The sequence below is a fragment of the Pseudomonas sp. NPDC086278 genome (genome assembly GCF_050280905.1).
In the GTDB taxonomy this organism is placed as follows: domain Bacteria; phylum Pseudomonadota; class Gammaproteobacteria; order Pseudomonadales; family Pseudomonadaceae; genus Aquipseudomonas.
Genome location: NZ_JBNNWE010000116.1, coordinates 1 through 18704 on the forward strand (window position 1 = coordinate 1; position 18704 = coordinate 18704).

The 18704-nt window shown below is 59.3% G+C and carries 14 protein-coding genes and 1 pseudogene; 2 read left to right on the plus strand and 13 right to left on the minus strand.

Annotation, left to right across the window (positions count from 1 at the left end; genetic code table 11):
* The 5 genes and pseudogenes from ACQKP4_RS25395 to ACQKP4_RS25415 all read right to left on the minus strand — a co-directional run.
* Positions 1–415 (minus strand): annotated as a pseudogene (locus ACQKP4_RS25395) (hypothetical protein); the annotation flags it as partial.
* 800 nt (positions 416–1215) lie between these two features.
* On the minus strand, positions 1216–2373 hold the full coding sequence (locus ACQKP4_RS25400) for a betaine/proline/choline family ABC transporter ATP-binding protein (RefSeq protein ID WP_427636631.1): 1158 nt from the start codon (positions 2371–2373) through the stop codon (positions 1216–1218).
* Positions 2370–3023: an ABC transporter permease gene (locus tag ACQKP4_RS25405; protein ID WP_007942812.1), complete on the minus strand. Its 654-nt coding sequence runs from the start codon at positions 3021–3023 to the stop codon at positions 2370–2372. Before ACQKP4_RS25405 ends, ACQKP4_RS25400 begins: the two co-directional genes overlap by 4 nt.
* Positions 3024–3035: 12 nt before the next feature.
* The gene (locus ACQKP4_RS25410; RefSeq protein WP_427636633.1) at positions 3036–3944 is read right to left on the minus strand and encodes a glycine betaine ABC transporter substrate-binding protein; all 909 of its coding nucleotides are present in this window, start codon (positions 3942–3944) and stop codon (positions 3036–3038) included.
* A 20-nt stretch (positions 3945–3964) separates the two neighbouring features.
* Complete coding sequence (locus ACQKP4_RS25415) at positions 3965–4681, minus strand: ABC transporter permease (RefSeq protein WP_427636635.1); 717 nt, start codon at positions 4679–4681, stop codon at positions 3965–3967.
* Positions 4682–5046: 365 nt separating this feature from the next.
* Here ACQKP4_RS25415 and ACQKP4_RS25420 point away from each other — a divergent pair, with 365 nt between their 5' ends.
* On the plus strand, positions 5047–6630 hold the full coding sequence (locus ACQKP4_RS25420; protein ID WP_427636637.1) for a peptide chain release factor 3: 1584 nt from the start codon (positions 5047–5049) through the stop codon (positions 6628–6630).
* Positions 6631–6981: 351 nt separating this feature from the next.
* Positions 6982–7236, plus strand: coding sequence for a hypothetical protein (locus ACQKP4_RS25425; protein WP_427636639.1), 255 nt, complete (start codon positions 6982–6984; stop codon positions 7234–7236).
* Positions 7237–7433: 197 nt separating this feature from the next.
* On the opposite strand, the gene ACQKP4_RS25430 is transcribed toward ACQKP4_RS25425, so the two are convergent.
* The 8 genes from ACQKP4_RS25430 to ACQKP4_RS25465 all read right to left on the minus strand — a co-directional run bounded on the left by ACQKP4_RS25430 (position 7434) and on the right by ACQKP4_RS25465 (position 18205).
* On the minus strand, positions 7434–8414 hold the full coding sequence (locus ACQKP4_RS25430) for a peptide ABC transporter ATP-binding protein (RefSeq protein WP_222589761.1): 981 nt from the start codon (positions 8412–8414) through the stop codon (positions 7434–7436).
* Positions 8414–9382 (minus strand): ABC transporter ATP-binding protein, encoded by a 969-nt coding sequence (locus tag ACQKP4_RS25435; RefSeq protein WP_427636640.1) that lies wholly within the window; start codon positions 9380–9382, stop codon positions 8414–8416. The genes ACQKP4_RS25430 and ACQKP4_RS25435 overlap by 1 nt, the downstream gene beginning before the upstream one ends.
* Positions 9383–9392: 10 nt before the next feature.
* A complete protein-coding gene (locus ACQKP4_RS25440; RefSeq protein WP_427636642.1) occupies positions 9393–10304 on the minus strand; it encodes an ABC transporter permease subunit in 912 nt (303 codons plus the stop codon).
* Positions 10305–10314: 10 nt separating this feature from the next.
* A complete protein-coding gene (locus tag ACQKP4_RS25445; protein ID WP_131063110.1) occupies positions 10315–11325 on the minus strand; it encodes an ABC transporter permease subunit in 1011 nt (336 codons plus the stop codon).
* Positions 11326–11397: 72 nt separating this feature from the next.
* Positions 11398–12993, minus strand: a complete 1596-nt coding sequence (locus ACQKP4_RS25450) for an ABC transporter substrate-binding protein (RefSeq protein ID WP_427636644.1) — start codon at positions 12991–12993, stop codon at positions 11398–11400.
* 79 nt (positions 12994–13072) lie between these two features.
* Positions 13073–14491, minus strand: a complete 1419-nt coding sequence (locus ACQKP4_RS25455) for an OprD family porin (RefSeq protein ID WP_427636646.1) — start codon at positions 14489–14491, stop codon at positions 13073–13075.
* Positions 14492–14665: 174 nt separating this feature from the next.
* Positions 14666–16267, minus strand: coding sequence for an ABC transporter substrate-binding protein (locus ACQKP4_RS25460; RefSeq protein ID WP_427636648.1), 1602 nt, complete (start codon positions 16265–16267; stop codon positions 14666–14668).
* A 306-nt stretch (positions 16268–16573) separates the two neighbouring features.
* Positions 16574–18205 (minus strand): ABC transporter substrate-binding protein, encoded by a 1632-nt coding sequence (locus tag ACQKP4_RS25465; protein ID WP_427636650.1) that lies wholly within the window; start codon positions 18203–18205, stop codon positions 16574–16576.
* Positions 18206–18704: the final 499 nt, after the last annotated feature.

Sequence of the window (18704 nt, forward strand, 5' to 3'; positions counted from 1 at the left end):
CATGGCGGTGGCCACCGCCTGGGTCGCCGAATGCCCTGGGGCGATTAGCAGTTTGGGTTGGGCGTTGTGTTTGCTCTTGCCGTCCAGCAGCGCTTTCCTTGGATTTCTTGATGGTGTTGCCGTAGCTGATGCGATCCGGGCCGACGCCTTGGTTCATCACTTTGTCGAGCTCGTAGATCGAGGCGATGTCGAAGTTCGAGCCTTTCTCTTTGAGCAGGTCGATGATTTCGACGGCCGGGTTGGCCTTGACCGCGTAGTAGACCTTGGCGAATTCGAAACCGGCGCGCAGGTCGTCGTAGGCCTGGCTGATCATCGCGGTGTCGATCACCACGAACGGGGTTTCTTGTTTGTCGGCGAACGCCTTCATTTTGTTGAAGGTATCGCGCGCGAAATAGTCTTCGACGTTGATCGACATGCTGGGAACTCCTACTGGCAAACTGAAATTAACAATGGGTGCAAATGAACGTCCTCCGTATCCCCACTTTGGTTCGCCTACTTCCCAAGGCATGTCGCCGAAAGCAAAAAGGCCATGGGAGGCGTTGCTTCCCTTGGCCTTGCTGTCTCGTCGTCAGTACTTGAGCCGGATGGATCGTTTCCAGCATGGACGTTCGGCGCGAACTTTAGGGCGTGAGGGGCTTGAGAGCAACAAAAAATGTCGCGTTTTTGCACGCTTCCGTCGTGCGGTCCCGGACAGTTACTGATGTAACCGACCTGTGTGACCGAGTGATGTTCCCGTAGAAGGGATTTTTGCAGGGATTTGCGATGCCCTTGTGGCGAGGAGGCTTGCTGTGTTGCCGGAGGCCTTCTGGGGCGAGGGGGCTTTCTGTGGCGAGGGGGCTTGCCCCCGTTCGGCTGCGCAGCAGCCGTAAAGTCAGCCAACGCGGTCTCACTGAACAACCGCATTGCCTGATTTGGGGCCGCTTCGCAGCCCAACGGGGGCAAGCCCCCTCGCCACAGGATCAGGCGACAGCCGTCTCGGCCGGCGAAACGCTGCCGTCGTGCGGTTCCGTAGCAGGGATTTTTGCAGGGATTTGCGATGCCCTTGTGGCGAGGAGGCTTGCTGTGTTGCCGGAGGCCTTCTGTGGCGAGGGGGCTTGCCCCCGTTCGGCTGCGCAGCAGTCGTAAAGTCAGCCAACGCGGTCTCACTGAACAACCGCATTGCCTGATTTGGGGCCGCTTCGCCGCCCAACGGGGGCAAGCCCCCTCGCCACAGGGTCAGGCGACAGCCGTCTCGGCCGGCGAAACGATGCTGGTCTTGCCGCCACGGGACTTGCCGGAGCTTAGATATTCAGCAATCGATTCCTGGGTCACTTCCCCGAGGAACACCCGCTCGGCATCCATCACCGGCAGCCATGAGCGGTTGAACTCGTACATGCGCGACAGCAGGATGCGCAGATGCTCGTCGTACGCCGCCGTGGCGTTGAACTCGCGCAAGTACTGCGCGCACGCACCGGTCTGACGGTGCAGGTCGCGCCGGCGTACATAGCCAAGCGCCTTGTTCTCACCATCGGTGACCACCACATAACGACGGTCCAGTTCGTCCATCAATTCCAGGGCTTCAGCCACCGGCGTTTCCGGGCTGACCGACGGCGCGTTGTCCGCCGCGTCTTCGGCTTTTACCAGCAACAGACGCTTGAGCGTGCTGTCCTGGCCGACGAAGTTGCTGACAAAGTCATCCGCCGGGTGTGCCAGCAGGGTGTCCGGGTGATCGATCTGCAACAGTTTGCCGGCGCGGAAAATCGCAATCTTGTCGCCCAGCTTGATGGCTTCGTCAATGTCGTGGCTGACCATGATCACGGTCTTGTTCAACGCGCGTTGCATCTCGAAGAACTCGTTCTGGATCATCTCGCGGTTGATCGGGTCGACCGCGCCGAAAGGTTCGTCCATCAACAACAGCGGCGCATCGGCCGCGAGTGCTCGAATCACGCCGATCCGCTGCTGCTGACCGCCCGACAACTCACGCGGGTAACGATTCAGGTACTGCTTGGGTTCGAGCTTGATCATGCTCATCAACTCGCGGGCGCGGTCGTGGCATTTCTGTTTGTCCCAGCCCAGCAGGCGCGGAACGATGGTGATGTTCTCTTCGATAGTCATGTTCGGGAACAGACCGATCTGCTGGATCACATACCCGATGTTGCGGCGCAGGGTCACTTCGTCGAGGTCGGTGGTGTCTTCGCCGTTGATCAGAATCTTGCCCGAGGTCGGCTTGATCAGGCGGTTGATCATCTTCAGCGTGGTGCTTTTGCCGCAGCCCGATGGCCCGAGGAACACACAGATTTCGCCTTCATTGACGGTCAGGCTCACCGAGTCCACGGCTTTCACATCTTTGCCGTTGCTTTGGAAGGTCTTGCTGAGGTTTTGAAGTTCGATCATTTCAGGAGTCCTTTTGGAGTCAGCGTGCGTTGCAGCCATTGCAGAAGCAGGTCGGCGAAGATGGCCAGGAGACTGACCAGCACGGCGCCGACGATCAGCATCGACATGTCGCTGCGGCTGATGGAAGCGAGAATGAGGACACCGAGGCCACCGGCGCCGATGGTCGCGGCGATGGTCATCACACCAATGTTCATGACCACGGCGGTGCGCACACCGGCCAGAATCACCGGCACTGCAATCGGCAGTTCAACCATGCGCAGGCGCTGGCCGAAGGTCATGCCGATGCCGCGTGCGGCTTCGCGAATGCCCGGTTCGACGCCCGTCAGGGCGAGGTAGGTGTTACGCATGATCGGCAGCAGCGAGTACAGAAACACGGCGGTAATCGCCGGCATCGGTCCCAGGCCCTGGCCGAACTTGGAGTAGAACGGCAGCAACAGGCCGAACAGCGCAATCGACGGCACGGTCAGCAGCACCGTGGCGCTGGCTTGCAACGGGCCGGCCAGCGTCGGGAAGCGCGTCATCAGGATGCCCAGTGGCACGCCGACCAGAATCGCCAGAGTCACGGCGATGCCGACCAGAGTGATGTGCTGCCAGGTCAGGTGCAGCACCAGCGGCCAGTCGAGATGGGAAAAGGCGTTCAGAAATTCCATGGCTTTTCCTCCTTAGTTGATTGGATGCTGGCGCAGGAAATCTGCGGCAACGGATGAAGGGCTTTCGTGATCGACATCGACCCGCGCATTCAATGCGCGCATGGTTTCGTCATCGAACAGCTCGGCCAGCGGTTTGATCTCTTCGGCAAGCTTGGGATGGGCGTCGAGGTACACCTGACGCACCACCGGGGCGGCGGTGTAGTCCGGGAAGTAGTGCTTGTCGTCTTCGAGCAGTTTCAATTTGAACGCGTTCAATCGACCGTCAGTGGTGTAGACCAGACCGGCAAACACCTGGCTATTGCGCAGGGCGGTGTAGACCAGCCCGGCGTCCATCTGGCGGATGTTCTTGCGGGTCAGGTTCATGCCGTAGAGCTCGACCATGCCGTCCAGACCGTCGGAGCGGTTGGCGAACTCGGTGTCCAGCGCCACCAGGTGATTGTCCTTCTGCTCCGCCTGCAACACCGTGTTCAGCTCGCTGATGGTGTTGATCTGTGGATAGGCCTTGGCGGTTTTTTCCGGCAGGGCGAGGGCGTAGGTGTTGCTGAATTTCGACGGCGTCAGCCAGACCAGGCCTTTTTTCGCGTCGAGTTCTTTCACCTTGGCGTAGGACTGAGCGCTGTCGAGTTTTTCGGTGACGTGGTTATAAGCCACCAGCGAGACGCCGGTGTATTCCCACATGAGGTCCAGTTGGCCGCTTTCGTGAGCGCTGCGGGCCAGGTTGCTGCCCAGGCCACCGGTGACCTGGGTGTCGTAACCCTTGCTGCGCAGGTATTGGGCGGTGATTTCCGCGAGCAGGGTTTGTTCGGTGAACACCCGGGCGCCGATGCGGATAACGGGTTTGTCAGCGGCTTGGGCAAATCCTGCGACCAGCAGAACGCAGCCCAATATCAAGGTCATGCCTTTTAGGTGGAAAGCTTTCATAAATATTCCTTTGCCGAGGCTTAAGACGGGCGTAGGCCGCGTTCGAGCCAGAGGCGGCTGGCGAGTGTCACCAGGCCGTCGAGCAGCAAGGCCAGCAGGGCGGTGCACGCCGCGCCGAGCAGCAATTGCGGCTGATTGTTCAGGGCGATGCCAGGGAAAATCAGGCTGCCCAGGCTGTTGGCGCCGATCAGGAACGCCAGCGGCGCCGTACCGACGTTGATCGCCAGGGCCACGCGCACGCCACCGATGATGATCGGCACCGCGTTCGGCAGTTCGACTCGCCACAGCACTTGCGTCGGGGTCATGCCAATGCCGACGGCCGCTTCCTTGAGCGAACCCTGAACGTTTTTCAGGCCTTCATAGGTGTTGCGCACGATCGGCAACAGCGAGGCGAGGAACAGGGCGAAGATCGCGGGGCCGCTGCCGATGCCGAGGATCCCCAGGGCGATGGCCAGTACGGCGAGAGGCGGCACGGTGTTGCCGATGTTGAAGATCTGCATGAAGCGTTCAGCGCGGCCCACCATGGTCGGGCGGCTGAGGAAGATACCGGCGGGGATGCCCACAACGAGGGCGGCCAGCATGGAGACAAGGACGAGAACCAGATGCGCTTGCAGGTAAAACAACAAATCGTCGCGGTAATGTTCGATCGTGTTGATGCCAATCCAGTGGACCAGCAGGGCCAGGAGTGCGACGACAACCGCACCTCCTATCAGCCCCTTGCCATAGCGAATAGCCACAGGCGGACTCCTTTTTTCTTTGTCGGCGGACGCAGTCCCGAGTGGCAGTGCCATTCCTGGCTGCCGGGAAAAACAACGTTCGCGAGAAGCAGCTCCCCATGCGGGTGAAACCCCATGAGATCGAGCCATAAGCGCAGCCTCGTCAGGCTAACTTGCTGATTTATCAGCCCCTGGTACGAGTGCTGTAACAGGGGAGTGGACGTCTGCACCTTTTAAAAGGTTCCATAATTAGCAGCATTTAGCCACCCTTGATCTCCCGACGGGCCCGATAATTGCCGTCGGTGACTGGGCGAGCGGTGGTCCGTGATGCTCGGTTTGCGCTATACTCGCCGCCCTTTTTTGAATCACCTGCCAGGCGATTTCCCATGACCAAACAGGCCGCCGAAGTCGCGAAACGCCGCACTTTCGCCATTATTTCCCACCCCGATGCCGGTAAAACCACCATCACCGAGAAGCTCTTGCTGATGGGCAAGGCGATTGCGATTGCGGGCACGGTGAAGTCTCGCAAGTCCGACCGCCATGCCACCTCCGACTGGATGGAAATGGAAAAGCAGCGGGGTATCTCGATTACCACGTCGGTCATGCAGTTCCCGTATCGCGACCACATGATCAACCTGCTCGACACCCCGGGCCACGAAGACTTCTCCGAAGACACCTACCGCACCTTGACCGCAGTGGACTCGGCCTTGATGGTCCTCGACGGCGGCAAGGGTGTAGAGCCACGGACCATCGCGCTGATGGACGTGTGCCGTCTGCGTGACACGCCGATTGTCAGCTTCATCAACAAACTCGACCGCGACATCCGCGACCCGATCGAACTGCTCGACGAAATCGAAGCGGTCCTGAAGATCAAGGCTGCGCCGATCACCTGGCCGATCGGTTGCTACCGCGACTTCAAAGGGGTTTACCACCTCGCCGACGACTACATCATCGTGTACACCGCCGGCCACGGCCACGAGCGCACCGATGTGAAAATCATCGAGAAGCTCGACTCCGATGAAGCGCGCGCGCACCTCGGTGACGAGTACGACCGCTTCGTTGATCAGCTGGAACTGGTGCAGGGCGCCTGTCACGAATTCAATCAACAGGAATTCCTCGACGGCCAGCTGACGCCGGTGTTCTTCGGTACCGCACTGGGCAACTTCGGGGTCGATCACGTGCTCGACGCCGTGGTCAACTGGGCGCCGAAACCGCTGGCCCGTGTCGCCAACGAGCGCACCGTGGAACCGGTGGAAGAGAAATTCGCCGGCTTCGTATTCAAGATCCAGGCGAACATGGACCCGAAACACCGCGACCGCATTGCCTTCATGCGTATCTGCTCCGGCAAGTACGAAAAGGGCATGAAGATGCGCCACGTGCGCACCGGCAAAGACGTGCGGATCGGCGACGCGCTGACGTTCTTCTCCTCCGAGCGTGAGCAACTGGAAGAGGCGTATGCCGGCGACATCATCGGCTTGCACAACCACGGCACCATCCAGATCGGCGACACCTTCACCGAAGGCGAAGTCCTGGGCTTCACCGGTATCCCGCACTTCGCCCCGGAACTGTTCCGCCGCGTGCGCCTGCGCGACCCGCTGAAATCCAAGCAACTGCGCCAGGGCTTGCAGCAACTGGCGGAAGAGGGCGCCACTCAGGTGTTCTTCCCCGAGCGCAGCAACGACATCATCCTCGGCGCCGTCGGCGTGCTGCAGTTCGACGTGGTCGCCAGCCGTTTGAAAGAGGAATACAAGGTCGAGTGCTCATACGAGCCGATCACCGTGTATTCCGCGCGCTGGATCGATTGCAGCGATAAGAAGAAGCTTGAAGAGTTCAGCATCAAGGCAGTGGAAAACCTCGCGGTTGACGGCGGTGGTCACCTGACCTACCTCGCGCCGACGCGGGTCAACCTGGCCCTGATGGAAGAGCGCTGGCCGGACGTGAAATTCCGTGCGACCCGTGAGCATCATTAAGCGCTGATCGGCGACAGCCCAAACCCCGTTGCGAACGCCGCGGGGTTTTTTATTGCCCCGATTCCGGCGGCTATGCAGATTTCCTGTGGGAGCGGGCTTGCTCGCGAAAGCGGTGTCTCAGCGACACCTGCATCGCCTGACACACCGCCTTCGCGAGCAAGCCCACTCCCACAGGTGTTCGGCGTTTTTATTGAGTTTGGGTATATGACTTATTCCAAACCAATCTGACCATTAACGGCAATTCCCACCCTTCGTTAGCGTCCTATCTGGAGAACCTCGCGGATCGGAACTAGATTTCACTCAGCGCCAGACAGGCTCCCAGGCTTCACCCACGAAAGGACGGAATCGGCTATGAGTATTTTTCAGCGCGTTGTGCTGTTGCTAAAGGTTTTGGTGATGCTGTCGCTCGGCACATCGGCGGCGTGGGCGAGCACCGCCAACCCGCCGCAGGGCTTTAACGGCGTTCAGCACCATGGTGGCGTCCTATTGATCGCCAAGTCCGAATCTGAGCCGGGCGATCAGGATCAGGGCGGCAGCAAGGACGACGACGATTCGACGACCGAAGAGCCTGACACCGACGACGATGACGACGACAGCCAGTCCTGAATCGCAGACAAAAGAAAACCCCTTCTACCCAGGCTGATGCTCAGCCGAAGTAGAAGGGGTACTGAACCGGTTGCATCCCCCTGTGGGAGCGAGCTTGCTCGCGAAAGCGGTGTATCAGTCGACATGTGCGTTGACTGATTTAACGCATTCGCGAGCAAGCCCGCTCCCACAGTTTTTGTATCTGCCTACAAATCTGCTTATGCCGCGCCGTCGAGGAACTGCTCGGCGTAATGGCAAGCCACTTGGCGGCTGTCGAGCAGGCGCAGGGCCGGCTCTTCAGTGCTGCAACGCTCGGTGGCGTACGGGCAGCGCTTGTGGAAAGCGCAACCCGATGGCGGGTTCAGCGGGTTGGGCAACTCACCGACGATCTTGATTTTCGGCTTGTTCGGGTCCGGGTGAATGGTCGGTGTCGCCGACAGCAACGCCTGGGTGTAGGGGTGCAGCGGACGCTCGTAGATGTCGTTCTTCGGGCCCATTTCCACCGGGCGACCGAGGTACATCACCATCACGTCATCGGCCACGTGTTGCACCACCGCCAGGTTGTGCGAGATGAACACGTACGCGGTGTTGAACTCTTGCTGCAAATCCATGAACAGGTTCAGCACCTGCGCCTGAATCGACACGTCCAGCGCCGAGGTCGGTTCGTCCGCCACCAGCACTTTCGGTTGCAGCATCATCGCCCGAGCCAGGGCGATCCGCTGGCGCTGACCGCCCGAGAACATGTGCGGATAACGCTGATAATGCTCAGGCCGCAAGCCCACTTGCTTCATCATCGCCTGCACTTTCTCGCGACGTTCGGCCGCGCTCAGGTTGGTGTTGATCAGCAGCGGTTCGCCGAGCTGGTCACCGACTTTCTGCCGTGGGTTCAACGACGCATACGGGCTCTGGAACACCATCTGCACGTCTTTGCGCAATTGCTTGCGCTGGGCCTTATCGGCGCCGGCGACTTCCTGGCCGGCGATTTTCAAGGAACCGGAGGACGGCTCTTCGATCAGGGTCAGGGCACGGGCCAGGGTCGATTTGCCGCAGCCCGATTCGCCCACGACGGCGAGGGTCTTGCCGGCTTCGAGTTCAAACGACACACCGTTCAAGGCGCGCACGGTCGCATGGCCCTTGAACAGGCCACGGGACACTTCGTAGTGACGGGTCAGGTCGCGGGCGGTAAGTACGACGGCCATTACGCCACCTCCTGATTCAGCGGGTAGAAGCAGCGGGCGAGGCTGTTGCTTTTCGGGTCAAGGGTCGGACGTTGCTGGCGGCAGGTTTCCTGCACGTACGGGCAACGCGGCGACAGCAGGCAACCCTGCGGACGGTCATAACGACCGGGAACGATCCCCGGCAGCGTGGCCAGGCGCGTCGCGCCCAGGCTGTGTTCCGGAATCGCCTTGAGCAGTGCTTCGCTGTACGGGTGCGCCGGAATGTCGAACAGTTGTGGCACCTGACCGACTTCCACCGCTTGACCGGCGTACATCACGCACACGCGTTGTGCGGTTTCGGCCACGACCGCGAGGTCGTGAGTGATCAGCACCAGGCCCATGTTCTGCTCTTTTTGCAACGCCAGCAGCAGGTCCATGATCTGCGCCTGAATCGTCACGTCGAGGGCGGTGGTCGGTTCGTCGGCGATCAGCAGTTTCGGTTCGCCGGCAATCGCCATGGCGATTGCAACACGCTGGCTCATGCCGCCGGACAGTTGATGCGGGTAAGCGTCCATGCGGCTCGCGGCGCCCGGGATTTCAACTTTTTCCAGCAGCTCGATGGCACGCTTGCGCGCTTGTTTGCCGGACATTTTCAGATGCAGGCGCAGCACTTCCTCAATCTGGAAACCGACGGTGTAGCTCGGGTTCAGCGCGGTCATCGGGTCCTGGAAAACCATGGCCAGGTCTTTGCCGACGATTTGCCGACGCTGACGGTTGCTGAGCTTGAGCATGTCCTTGCCGTCGAAATTCAGGGCGTCGGCGGTGACGATCCCCGGATGCTCGATCAGACCCATCAGCGCCATCATGGTCACGGATTTACCGGAACCCGACTCGCCAACGATGGCCAGCACTTCGCCCTTGTCGACGGAGATGTCGAGACCGTCGACCACCGGAACAGCGGTTTTGTCGCCAAAGCGAACGTTGAGATTCTTGATTTCTAACAGTGACATTTGAATCTCCTCAGGCGGCGTTCTTGAGTTTCGGGTCCAGCGCATCGCGCAGACCGTCGCCCATCAAGTTGATTGCCAGCACGCTGAGCAAAATGGTCAAACCAGGCAGACTTACCACCCACCAGGCGCGTTCGATGTAGTCGCGAGCCGAAGCCAGCATCGTGCCCCACTCAGGGGTTGGCGGTTGTACGCCAAGGCCGAGGAAGCCCAGTGCCGCGGCATCGAGAATCGCCGAGGAAAAACTCAAGGTCGCTTGAACGATCAGCGGCGCCATGCAGTTCGGCAGCACGGTGATGAACATCAGGCGTGGCAGGCCGGCACCGGCCAGGCGCGCGGCGGTCACGTAGTCGCGGTTCAGTTCGCCCATCACCGCGGCGCGGGTCAGACGAACATAGGACGGCAACGACACCACGGCGATCGCGATGATGGTGTTGATCAGGCCAGGGCCGAGGATGGCGACAATCGCCACGGCCAGCAGCAGGGACGGCAGGGCCAGCATGATGTCCATCAGGCGCATGATGGTCGGGCCGAGCAGTTTCGGGAAGAAACCGGCGAACAGACCCAGCAGGATCCCCGGAATCAGCGACATGACAACCGACGACAAGCCGATCAGCAGGGACAGGCGCGAACCGTTGATCAGTCGCGACAGCAGGTCGCGCCCCAGTTCATCGGTGCCGAGCAGGAACTGGATTTGCCCACCTTCCAGCCAGGACGGCGGGGTCAGCAGGAAGTCGCGGTATTGCTCGCTCGGATTGTGCGGGGAAACCCACGGCGCGAAGATCGCGCAGAAAATCACCAGCAACATGAACATCAGGCCGGCGACGGCGCCTTTGTTCTTGGAGAAGGCTTGCCAGAATTCTTTGTACGGGGACGGGTACAGCAGGCTTTGATCGACTGCTACCGCTGGAGTTGGAGTGGTCATGGTCATGATCTCAGCGCTGGTGACGAATGCGTGGGTTGGCAAAGCCGTAGAGGATGTCCACTACGAAGTTGACCAGAATCACCAGGCAGGCGATTAACAGGATGCCGTTTTGCACGACAGGGTAGTCACGGGCGCCAATGGCTTCGATCAGCCATTTACCGATGCCGGGCCACGAGAAGATGGTTTCGGTCAGGACCGCACCGGCCAGCAACGTGCCGACTTGCAGGCCGACCACGGTCAGTACCGGAATCAGTGCGTTGCGCAGGCCGTGAACGAACACCACGCGCGACGGCGACAGGCCTTTGGCGCGGGCGGTACGGATGTAGTCTTCACGCAGTACTTCGAGCATCGAAGAGCGGGTCATCCGCGCGATAACCGCCAGCGGGATGGTGCCGAGCACGATGGCCGGCAGGATCAGGTGGTGCAGCGCATCGAAGAACGCGCCGACGTCATCGGCCAGCAGGGTATCGATCAGCATGAAGCCGGTGCGCGGCTCGATGTCATACAGCAGGTCGATCCGCCCGGACACCGGGGTCCAGCCCAGGGACACCGAGAAGAACATGATCAGGATCAGGCCCCACCAGAAGATCGGCATCGAATATCCCGCCAGGGAGATGCCCATCACCCCATGGTCGAACAGGGATCCTCGCTTGAGTGCCGCGATCACCCCGGCCAACAGGCCCAGGATGCCGGCGAACAACAGCGCGGCCATGGACAGTTCCAGGGTCGCGGGGAATAGAGAGCTGAACTCGCTCCAGACGCTTTCACGGGTACGCAGGGATTCGCCAAGATCGCCGTGGGCCAGTTTGCCAATGTAATCCAGGTATTGGGCATACAGCGGTTTGTTAAGACCAAGGCGTTCCATTGCCTGAGCATGCATTTCGGGGTCGACTCGACGTTCGCCCATCATTACTTCCACGGGGTCGCCAGGAATCATGCGAATCAACGCGAAAGTCAGCAAGGTGATGCCGAAGAACGTGGGGATCAGTAACCCCAATCGGCGGGCAATAAAACTAAACATCTTCTGGTGTACCTCATCAGCCGGTTAGGCGTGCCCGGCATTCCTGGGTCAGGAATGCCGGTAGTTTCTTATCTACTTCACCTGGGTGGTGGCGAAGTTATTAGTGGTGAGCGGGCTAATGTGATAGCCCTCTACGTTGTTGCGCATTGCGGTGAACATACGGGTGTGGGCCATGCTGATCCAGGGTTGATCCTGGTTAAAGACCACCTGGGCTTCTTCATACAGCTTGGCACGTTCGGCCGGATCAACTTTAGCGCGTGCCTCGTCGATCAGCCCCTGGAATTTCTCGTTGCACCAGCGCGCGTAGTTTTCGCCGTTTTTGGCCGCCTCGCAACTGAGCATAGGCGTCAGGAAGTTATCCGGGTCGCCGTTATCGCCCGCCCATCCGGCAGAAACCATGTCGTGCTCGCCGTTTTTCGCACGTTTGAGCATCTCGCCCCATTCCATGACGCGAATGTCGATCTTGATCCCGACCTTGGCCAGGTCGGCCTGCATCATCTGCGCGCCGAGCATCGGGTTGGGGTTGGTCGGACCGCCGCCGTTGCGGGTGAACAGGGTAAACGTGGTGCCTTCCGGTACGCCGGCTTCCTTGAGCAAGGCGCGGGCCTTGTCGAGGTCACGTGGCGGGTTCTTCAGGTCGTGGTTGTAACCGAGCAGGGTGTCCGGGTACGGGTTGACCGCGACCGTGGCGTTGCCTTTGCCGAACAGCGCGTTGACGTAAGCCTCTTTGTCGAAGGCAATGTCGATGGCTTTACGCACCCGCACATCACTCATGTATTTGTGGGTGGTGTTCATGGCGATGTACGAAACGGTCATCGCGTTCAGTTCATCGACCTTCAGGTTCGGGTCTTTCTTGATGCTCGGGATGTCATCCGGTTTCGGGTACAGCGCGATCTGGCACTCATTGGCCTTGAGCTTTTGCAGACGCACGTTGTTGTCGGTGGCGATGGCCAGGATCAACGCTTCAGCCGGTGGCTTGCCACGGAAATACTCCGGGTTGGCCTTGAAGCGAACCTGGGCGTCCTTGGCGTAACGCTGGAAGATGAACGGGCCGGTGCCGACCGGTTTGTTGTTCAGGTCGCCGGTCTTGTTGGCCTTGAGCAACTGGTCGGCGTATTCGGCGGAGTAGATCGAGGAGAAGGCCATGGCGATGTCGGCCAGGAACGGCGCTTCACGACGGGTCAGGGTGAACTTGACCGTGTTGTCGTCGACTTTCTCTACACTTTTGAGCAGTTCCTTGAAGCCCATGCTTTCAAAGTACGGGAAGCCCACGCTCGACAGTTTGTGCCACGGGTGATTCGGGTCCAGCTGGCGCTGGAAGCTCCAGACCACGTCGTCGGCGTTCATGTCGCGGGTCGGCTTGAAATATTCGGTGGTGTGAAACTTGACGCCCTTGCGCAGGTGGAACGTGTAGGTCAAACCGTCTTCGCTGATGTCCCAGGATTCGGCCAGTGCCGGAATCACTTCAGTGGTACCCGGCTTGAAATCCGCCAGACGATTGAAGATGGTCTCGGCCACCGCGTCGGCGGTGACTGCAGTCGTGTACTGGACCATATCGAAGCCTTCCGGACTGGCTTCGGTGCAGACCACCAGGGGTTTGGCCGAGACGCCGACAGCGACACTCAGCAACGCGGCTGCGATGGCCGCACGTAGGGGAAGCATTTTCATCAAGTACCCTCTGCAATCGGTTAAAGGACAAAAGCCGAACGGCCGATTCGTCACTGAATCAGCCGTTCGGCAGGTGCATTTACAGAATGTTGAACGGGATGGTGGTCACGAGACGGAACTCGTTCAGGCTGCCATCGGCCTGGTTTTCGCTGGCGCGGTGAGCGGTGTAGGTCGCGCGAATAGCGGTGGCCTTGAGCGGGCCGCTCTGCACGGCGTACGAAGCGCCGATGCCGTATTCGTAGTGGCTTTCGCCGTCCATCGCCAACACGCTGGAATACTCGCCACCTTTGTAGTGAGTACCGTCGATGCCCCAGCCGCGAGCCTGGTAGATGTTGAATTTCAGGCCTGGCACGCCGTATTCAGCCATGTTCAGGCCGTAGGCGACCTGGAAGGACTTCTCGTTCGGGCCGTTGAAGTCCGAGAGCAGGGAGTTGGCCAGGTAGATGCCGTTGGTTTCGTGCAGGTAGTCGAAGTACTCGTTGCCGTTCACTTCCTGGTACGAGAAGGTCAGGCTGTGGGCCAGGTGAGTCAGGCCGAACGACAGGGAGTAGGTGTTGTTGTCGATCTGGCCAAGTACGGCTTTGCCTTCGTCGACAGTCTTGTAGTAGTTCAGGCCGGTGGTCAGGCTCAGTACCGAGCTGTCACCCAAAACGTGGGTGGCGCCGAAGTAGTACTGGTTCCACATGTCTTCGGCCTGGGTGCCCCACAGGCTGGTGGTCAGGCTGGCGAGCGGCTGATAGGTGACGCCAGCGGTGTAGACGTGGTCGATTTCAACCAGGTTGTCGGCGTATTCGGAGCGGAATTTACGCAGGCTTTCTTCGGTACGCGGTGAGTTGCGATCGAAACCGGCGAGGTCGAAGGACAGGTTTTCCAGCTCTTCGCTGTGGATGGCCACACCTTCGAAGCTCGAAGGCAACGGACGGTTGCCGATCACGTCAACCTGCGGGCTGCTGAAGTTCATGCGGCCGGCGGTCAGGGTGGTGTTGGAGACGCGCGCCTTGACGTTAGCCAGGCCGACCTTGCTCCACTGACCCTGGGCATCGCCGCCATTTTTGGTCAGGGTCCGGTTGTTGCCTTTGCCGCCGACGCCCGGGATTGGAGCGCCGCCGTTGGCCGAGGCCAGATCCTTGCGGTCCTGGTCCAGGGCGATCGCGTTGTAGGCCGCGACCTCGGTGCTGAAACCGACAGTGCCCTCGGTGAAGCCCGAGTTGTACTTGATGATCGTGCCCTGCACCCAGTTGATGCGGCGATCCGTTTCCTTCAGCACGCCGTCATCACGATATTTGAGCTTGGCGCCACGCTTGAATTGTTCGTTGGCGTACCAGTTGCGCGTGGTCCCGGAGATCGATTGACCTTCCACGAAACCAGTGGCTTCGCTTTGGGCGCTTTTCTCTTTCACGGTGACCGGGGTGTAAGCCTGGCTCTGGGTTTCTGCGTATGCCGTGGCGGTGATGCTGCTGATGGCCAGGGCCAATAACGCGGTGCTGCTCAGTTTCATGGGTGAAGCTCCTTACTTTCTTTTTTTTAATGCCGGTCTTTTTGTGGTGATCCGGCTATTTGGTTTGTAACTCATTCAAGGCATCGCAAACGTTTGCTGTAGGCCTGATTGGCGAATTACGGCAATACGCTTGCGTGAGGGCGTGAGCCGCCCCCAGCGTTTCTGGCTAATCGGTTATTTTTCTATGCTGACGCCCGAGAACACGTTACGACCGAAGGGACTCACCTTGAATCCTTCGATTTTGGCGCTCAACGGCTGGTTAACCGTCGAGTGGGCGACTGGCGTGATCGGTACCTGTTGCTTGAGGTACTGTTGCGCCTGTTTGTAAAGCACGGTGCGCTGGTCGCGGTCGGTAACGACTTTGGCCTGCTTGATCAGCTTGTCGTAGGCCGGATCACACCACATGGAGTAGTTGTTGCCGCCAATGGCATCGCAGCTGTACAGCGTGCCGAGCCAGTTGTCCGGGTCTCCGTTGTCACCGGTCCAGCCAATCAGGCTGATGTCGTGCTCGCCATTCTTGGTGCGCTTGATGTACTCGCCCCATTCATAGCTGACGATTTTCACTTTGAGGCCGATTTTTGCCCAGTCAGCCTGGAGCATCTCGGCCATCAATTTGGCGTTCGGGTTGTAAGGGCGCTGAACGGGCATCGCCCACAGGGTAATTTCGGTGCCTTCTTTGACGCCGGCGGCCTTGAGCATCTCCCTGGCTTTTTCCGGGTTATAGGCAACGTCCTTGATGGTGTCGTCGTAGGACCATTGGGTCGGCGGCATGGCGTTGACCGCCAGTTGCCCGGCGCCCTGGTACACGGCGTTGAGAATGCTCTGTTTGTTCACCGCCATGTCCAGCGCCTGACGCACTTCGAGCTGGTCGAACGGTTTGTGGCGCACGTTGTAGGCGATGTAGCCGAGGTTGAAGCCGGGCTTCTCGATGAGCTTCAGGTTCGGGTCGTTTTTCAGCGCGGCGACGTCGGCGGGGCGCGGGCTCAGGGTGATCTGGCACTCGTCGGCCTTGAGCTTCTGCACGCGCACCGAGGCGTCGGTGTTGATCGCGAAAATCAGGTTGTCGAGCTTGACCCGGCTCGGGTCCCAGTAATGCTTGTTGGCGCTGTAACGGATGTTGGAATCTTTCTGGTAGCTCTTGAACGCAAACGGGCCAGTGCCGATCGGCTTCTGGTTGATGTCGCTTGGCTTGCCTTCGGCCAGCAGTTTGTCGGCGTATTCGGCGGACAGGATGGCGGCGAAGCTCATGGCGATGTTCTGGATGAACGCGGCGTCGACGCTGTTGAGCGTCATGACCACGGTCAACGGCCCGGTCTTTTCGACCTTGGCGATGTTCTTGTTCAGGCTCATCCCGTTGAAGTACGGGAACTCGGTCGGGTAAGCCTTACGGAAAGGTTGCTGGGGATCCAGCATGCGATTAAACGTGAACAGCACGTCATCGGCGTTGAAATCACGGGTGGGCGTGAAGTACTTGGTTGTGTGAAATTTCACCCCTTCGCGCAGGTGAAAGGTGTACGTGAGGCCGTCCTCGGAAATATCCCAGCGCGTGGCCAGGCCAGGTACGACGTTGGTGGCGCCTTTTTCAAACTCTGCCAGTCGGTTGTACAGCGGTTCGGCGGCGTCGTTATCGGTCGCGGTCGTGTACTGCGCGGTGTCGAAGCCAGCCGGGCTGCCTTCGGAGCAGAACACCAGGCTGTTATTGGCTGCCTGGCTGATGGAAGTGGCGGCCAAGAGGCCGGTGCCCAGCAATGCGGATAAAACCAAGGTATGGCGCATGACGCTCCCTCTTGTAATCACGAGTGTTTTGACAATGAGCCGCCGTCCCGTCCTGGGACGTGGAGGATCACTGGCTTCAAACCATGCTTTCAGCAATAACCGAGAGCCCACGCATGAGCTGGTCAGAACCCGACGGTATGCGCCGTGGGTCTGGCAGTAAATGCGAATGGTCCCAAAGTGTCGTAGGAATTAGCAACACGTCCGATACCGCTGCTGTATGACTCGGCGGAATTGGATGTAGGTGGTTTCCTACTTTGTAGACAGATAAAGCAACGGCGACGTCAAAAACGTCGCCGTTGCCAAACCTTACTTGCTGTCGCTGACGCTAACGCCGTAGAAGGAGTTCAAGCCGAATGGGCTGATCTTGAAGTCCTGCACGCTGTTGCGCATGGGTTGGAACACCGTCGAGTGAGCGATAGGTGTCATTGGAACAGCATCTTTGAGGACGTGTTGCGCCTCTTTGTACAGTTCGGTGCGCTTGCCTTGATCGGTTGTGCGCTTGGCTTCTTTGACGAGGCCGTCGAACTTCTTGTCGCACCACTTGGAGAAGTTGTTGCCGCTCAGCGAGTCGCAGCCGAACAGTACGTTGAGCCAGTTGTCCGGATCACCATTGTCACCGCTCCAGCCGATGATCATGGCCTGGTTTTCGCCGCCCTTGGAGCGCTTGATGTACTCGCCCCATTCGTAGCTCTGGATCTTGACGTTCAGGCCGATCTTCTTCCAGTCGGACTGCAGCATCTCGGCCATCAGCTTGGCGTTCGGGTTGTACGGACGCTGTACCGGCATCGCCCACAGAACGATTTCGGTACCTTCCTTGACGCCGGCTTCCTTGAGCAGCTCTTTGGCTTTCTCAGGGTTGTACGGCGCGTCCTTGATCGTGGTGTCGTAGGACCATTGGGTTGGCGGCATGGCGTTGACGGCCAGTTGGCCAGCGCCCTGGTACACCGAGTCAATGATCTGCGGCTTGTTGACGGCCATGTCCAGTGCTTGACGCACTTTCAGGTTAGCCAACGGGTTCGGCTCGTCGCTGCCCTTGACCTTGTCCATCACGTTGTACGCGATGTAGCCCAGGTTGAAACCAGCCTGGTCAGGCATTTTCAGGGATTTGTCTTCTTTGAGCGCCTTCAGGTCGGCTGGGCGCGGGAACAGAGTGATCTGGCACTCGTTCTTCTTCAGCTTCTGGATACGCACCGACGGGTCGGTGGTGATGGCGAAGATCAGGTTGTCGATCTTGACGTCGTCAGGCTTCCAGTAGTCCTTGTTCCCGGTGTAGCGGATGTTGGAGTCTTTCTGGTAGCTCTTGAACACGAACGGGCCAGTGCCGATTGGCTTCTGGTTGATATCGGCGGCTTTGCCTTCTTTCAGCAACTGAGCAGCGTACTCGGCGGACTGAATGGATGCGAAGCTCATGGCCATGTTCTGGATGAACGCAGCGTCGACTTCCTTGAGCGTGAACTTGACGGTTTTGTCGTCGACTTTGTCGATCTTGGTGATGTTGGTGTCCATCGCCATGTCGGTGAAGTACGGGAATTCGGTCGGGTACGCTTTGCGGAACGGATCATCCTTATTAATCATGCGATTAAAGGTGAACAGGACGTCGTCGGCGTTGAATTCACGAGTCGGCTTGAAGTACGGGGTGGTGTGGAACTTGACGCCGTCGCGCAGGTGGAAGGTGTAAGTCAGGCCATCGTCGGAGATGTCCCACTTGGTCGCCAGACCAGGAATCACGGCGGTGCCGCCGCGCTCGAACTGGGTCAGACGGTTGAACATGGTTTCTGCAGAGGCGTCGAAGTCGGTTCCGGTGGTGTACTGACCAGGATCAAAACCGGCCGGGCTCCCTTCGGAGCAAAACACCAGGTTAGTCGCCGCTTGGGCGAAAGGTGCGCTGGCTAACAAGCTGGCGCCGACTAAAAACGGAATGACCGCGTGTTTAAGCATGTTGGCCTCATGATTTGTTGTCATTTTTGGAATTAGAGGACGACCTCGTGAGCCGTGCCTGCGGATACTTATGCAGGGGCCATACCCATTGCAAGATCCTGAGCGACCACAGGCCATAAACAGTGGCACGTACGTACCTTAATGTCGCATATGTATAAATTCAGGCGCATTTGACCGTTTGCGCGGGTTTTTTTCGGTGCAACCGGCGCACCAGCGAGGGGCGGGCGGGGCGTCAGGTGCACTCGGTTAGCGCGTGGTGTTACTTATAGATACCCGCGTTGTAGACGCGGTGTGAGGCCGAATTGGTCGGTTGCTTTTTTGTGCGGTGGCTGAAAAGTGGGTGGGTTTGGGGGGCGGTTGGTGCTTTTGGTGACGGGGGTATATCCGTTGCTGCGGTAATGGCGGCTGGCGGTTTCGCCCTTACGGCGAGTCCCTTTTGTCAAACGCCACAAAAGGAACCAAAAAGTCTCGCCCCGGCGTCCGGCCCCTCGCTTAGGCT

Excerpts from the sequence above, each read along its gene's own strand:
- ACQKP4_RS25400 (WP_427636631.1), bottom strand. The coding sequence starts at position 2,373 with ATGATCGAACTTCAAAACCTCAGCAAGACCTTCCAAAGCAACGGCAAA.
- ACQKP4_RS25405 (WP_007942812.1), bottom strand. The coding sequence starts at position 3,023 with ATGGAATTTCTGAACGCCTTTTCCCATCTCGACTGGCCGCTGGTGCTG.
- ACQKP4_RS25410 (WP_427636633.1), bottom strand. The coding sequence starts at position 3,944 with ATGAAAGCTTTCCACCTAAAAGGCATGACCTTGATATTGGGCTGCGTT.
- ACQKP4_RS25420 (WP_427636637.1), top strand. The coding sequence starts at position 5,047 with ATGACCAAACAGGCCGCCGAAGTCGCGAAACGCCGCACTTTCGCCATT.
- ACQKP4_RS25425 (WP_427636639.1), top strand. The coding sequence starts at position 6,982 with ATGAGTATTTTTCAGCGCGTTGTGCTGTTGCTAAAGGTTTTGGTGATG.
- ACQKP4_RS25430 (WP_222589761.1), bottom strand. The coding sequence starts at position 8,414 with ATGGCCGTCGTACTTACCGCCCGCGACCTGACCCGTCACTACGAAGTG.
- ACQKP4_RS25435 (WP_427636640.1), bottom strand. The coding sequence starts at position 9,382 with ATGTCACTGTTAGAAATCAAGAATCTCAACGTTCGCTTTGGCGACAAA.
- ACQKP4_RS25440 (WP_427636642.1), bottom strand. The coding sequence starts at position 10,304 with ATGACCACTCCAACTCCAGCGGTAGCAGTCGATCAAAGCCTGCTGTAC.
- ACQKP4_RS25445 (WP_131063110.1), bottom strand. The coding sequence starts at position 11,325 with ATGTTTAGTTTTATTGCCCGCCGATTGGGGTTACTGATCCCCACGTTC.
- ACQKP4_RS25450 (WP_427636644.1), bottom strand. The coding sequence starts at position 12,993 with ATGAAAATGCTTCCCCTACGTGCGGCCATCGCAGCCGCGTTGCTGAGT.
- ACQKP4_RS25455 (WP_427636646.1), bottom strand. The coding sequence starts at position 14,491 with ATGAAACTGAGCAGCACCGCGTTATTGGCCCTGGCCATCAGCAGCATC.
- ACQKP4_RS25460 (WP_427636648.1), bottom strand. The coding sequence starts at position 16,267 with ATGCGCCATACCTTGGTTTTATCCGCATTGCTGGGCACCGGCCTCTTG.
- ACQKP4_RS25465 (WP_427636650.1), bottom strand. The coding sequence starts at position 18,205 with ATGCTTAAACACGCGGTCATTCCGTTTTTAGTCGGCGCCAGCTTGTTA.